Origin of the sequence: Gordonia sp. (in: high G+C Gram-positive bacteria) (assembly GCF_049299075.1) — a bacterium.
GTDB lineage: Bacteria > Actinomycetota > Actinomycetes > Mycobacteriales > Mycobacteriaceae > Gordonia.
The window spans coordinates 1-2,799 of the sequence record NZ_JBAQWU010000358.1 but is presented as its reverse complement, the minus strand read 5'-3'; the positions used below and the strand labels follow the sequence as shown (position 1 = coordinate 2,799).

At 69.6% G+C, this 2,799-nt stretch carries 3 protein-coding genes and 1 pseudogene; 2 read left to right on the top strand and 2 right to left on the bottom strand.

Translation table 11 applies throughout. From position 1 onward, the window contains the following. Both WAW85_RS11310 and WAW85_RS11305 read right to left on the bottom strand, forming a co-directional pair. Positions 1-226 (bottom strand): annotated as a pseudogene (locus WAW85_RS11310) (hypothetical protein); the annotation flags it as partial. Then, positions 226-849 carry an Asp23/Gls24 family envelope stress response protein gene (locus WAW85_RS11305; protein ID WP_422559707.1) on the bottom strand — a complete coding sequence of 208 codons (624 nt, stop codon included), beginning with the start codon at positions 847-849 and terminating at the stop codon, positions 226-228. The gene WAW85_RS11305 and the pseudogene WAW85_RS11310, both read right to left, overlap by 1 nt. A 154-nt stretch (positions 850-1,003) precedes the next feature. On the opposite strand from WAW85_RS11305, the gene WAW85_RS11300 reads away from it, so the two are divergent. Further along, entirely contained in the window at positions 1,004-2,260 is a 1,257-nt protein-coding gene (locus WAW85_RS11300; protein ID WP_422559706.1) for a transcriptional regulator, read from the top strand. A gap of 142 nt (positions 2,261-2,402) precedes the next feature. Beyond that, a partial coding sequence (locus WAW85_RS11295; RefSeq protein WP_422559705.1) for an aldehyde dehydrogenase family protein occupies positions 2,403-2,799 on the top strand: 397 nt, incomplete at its 3' end.

The following is a 2,799-nucleotide window of genomic DNA, read 5'->3' as shown; positions in this document are numbered from 1 at the left end:
CGGCTATCGCGGACAGGTCGTAGCCGAGTTCAGCGACGACGACGACCTCCCACCCCGCGTCGCGGCGGGCGACACCGAGCACGCGGCGCCCCGGCAGGTAGGTGGCGACGGTCCCGAAAGCGCCGCCGGACAGGGCCGTCACCCCGGGCACCGCCGCCACCGCCGCGGCGATCTCCGCGGCCTGCTCGCCCACCGCGTCGGGCCCGCCGATCGACGTCTGCCGCATCACTGGACGCGCGGCGGCTGCGCGTTCGCGTTGGTGCCGTTGTCGGCGTCAGTTCCGGGAACGTGGATATCACGCACAGTCACGTTCACTTCGGTGACTTCCAGCCCGGTCATACCTTCGATCGCGCCGACCACATTGCGGCGGATGGCATTGGCGAGCTGATGGATGGCGACACCGTACTCGGCGACGATCTCGACATCGACAGCCGCCTGCCGCTCACCGACCTCCACATGAATACCCTGCGTCACGCTGGCCGAAGCCCCAGGGATCACGTCGCGAACCTTGCCGACCATCCGCTCACCGGCACCGCCCAGCCCGTAAACGCCGTCGATCTCCCGGGCCGCGATGCCTGCGATCTTGGCGACCACGGTCTCCGCGATCACCGTACGGCCCTGGTCGTGGCCGCGGCGCGCCACTTCCTTGCGCGTCGATACCTCCGACGGCGCGGCCGGCACCGCTTGTTCGGTCGCCGACGATCCGGCGGGCGCCACGTCGGCGGCCGTCACGTCGGCCGCGGGGGCGTTGACCGCCACCTCGTCGACTGTCACCGGGTCGACCGTCACCGGGTCGTCGACCGCCGACTTCGAGGCCGCCGTGGCTGCGGTATCGGTCTTGCCTGTCATCAGTTCTCCTCACTCGCCCGACACATGCGCACCGGGACCCGCTGGGATCGATTATTGCCGACATCACACTCGCACTGCAGAATCGAACGTACGACCCGTCCCGAGTCGTCCTGATTTCCCGTGTCCGCGTCGCAGCGCGGCACCGTCCGCGGAGGTGACCTTGGCTGACGCCACGCTAGTGCACATCCGCCGCGCCTACGAACGATTCCTCGCGGGCGCCGAGCCGTCCGCGGAGGCGGTGCGCTCAGTGGTTCGCGACTCATGGCTGCGTTCGGCGGCGCGCGGTGTGGACCCGGCGCATGCCGCGAGCGGGGCAGCGGGCAGTGCCTTGCGCGGCGACCGCTTCGCCGAGTACCGCGCCGCACATCGGCTCGCCGGTGCGCGCGACCTGGTGCGGTCTCTGATGCTCGACGACCTCGCCGATGCCGGCGTCGTCGTCGCCCTGACTGATCGCGACGGTCGACTGCTCTGGGTGGAGGGCGACCGGGCCGCGCTCGACCGGGCCGCGGCGATCAACTTCGTCGAGGGTTCAGTCTGGAGCGAGGACACCGTCGGAACCAATGCGCCCGGGCTGGCGCTGGCGGTCAACCGCGGCGTCCAGATCCTTGGTCCGGAGCATTTCGCGAGTTCGGTGCACGAATGGAACTGCGCTGCGGCTCCGGTGCACGATCCGGCGACCGGCGAACTTCTCGGCGCAATCGATGTGACCGGCGGCCCGGCTGCCGCCGCACCCTTCGCGCTGGCCGCCGTGCGTTCGGTGGTTGCCGCCGTGGAGCTGCTGCTGGGATCGCAGGCCGTCGACCTGTCCGCTCCGGTCGCCCCACCGGCCCGAAGCCACCACTTGAGCGTTCTCGACGGCTTGGCCTGGGCGGCGCCCGGCAGAGCGCGCGGCAGTCTGTCACCGCGGCACGCCGAGATTCTGCTCCTCCTCGACGCCCACCCCGAAGGCCTGAACACCGATCAGGTGGCGGTTCTGCTTTCCGACGAGGAGCTCGGCTCGGTGACCGTACGGGCGGAGATTTCCCGCTTACGCCGCGAACTCGGCGACCTGATCGCCGCACGGCCCTACCGGCTGACCGTCGAGCTCGACTCCGATGTCGGCGAGGTTCGTAGACTGATCAACAACGACCTGCCTGGCGCGGTGCGGACGCTCGGCGGTGGCGGACTGCTCGCCTCCTCCACCGCACCCGGGATCGTCGGCCTGTTCGAGGAACTGCTCGAGGACCTGCGTTCACGGGTCCTTGCCAGCGCTGATCCCCGGGCCCTGACCGCGTGGACGTCGTCGCCGCACGGACGCGATGACGCCGCAGCCTGGCAGCGACTGGCGACGGTTTTGCCGACCGGCCATCCACAGCGCGCGGTCGCCGCCGGACGGGTCCGGCTGGCCGACCGCCGGTACGGCGTGGGCTGACGGTGGCCCTTGACCGGTGGCGGCAGGGTCGTCCACGGCACCGTTTGCAACGTTGCAACGTGACTGCAACCACTTTCCACCTAGTGTGTGCGTCAGATCACTTCCTATGAAGTACTGACACCACCGCACACAAGGAGTTCCCATGGCTGTTTTCGCCAAGCCCGGTTCCGAAGGCTCGCTGATGAGCTACCAGTCCCGGTACGACAACTGGATCGGCGGCCAGTGGGTGCCGCCGGTGAAGGGTCAGTACTTCGAGAATCCGTCGCCGATCGACGGCAAGACCTTCTGCGAGGTGGCCCGCTCCACGGCCGAAGACATCGAGCTCGCGCTGGATGCCGCACACGCCGCCGCACCGGCCTGGGGCAAGACGCCAGCCGCCGAACGGTCCCTGGTGCTCAACCGGATCGCCGACGTGATGGAGGCGAATCTGGAGGCCATCGCCGTCGCCGAATGCTGGGAGAACGGCAAGGCGGTTCGCGAGACCCTGGCCGCCGACATCCCGCTGGCCATCGACCACTTCCGGTACTTCGCCGGTGCCC

Bases quoted from the DNA above. Each gene is read 5' to 3' on its own strand.
- WAW85_RS11305 (WP_422559707.1), bottom strand. From the start codon at position 849: ATGACAGGCAAGACCGATACCGCAGCCACGGCGGCCTCGAAGTCGGCG.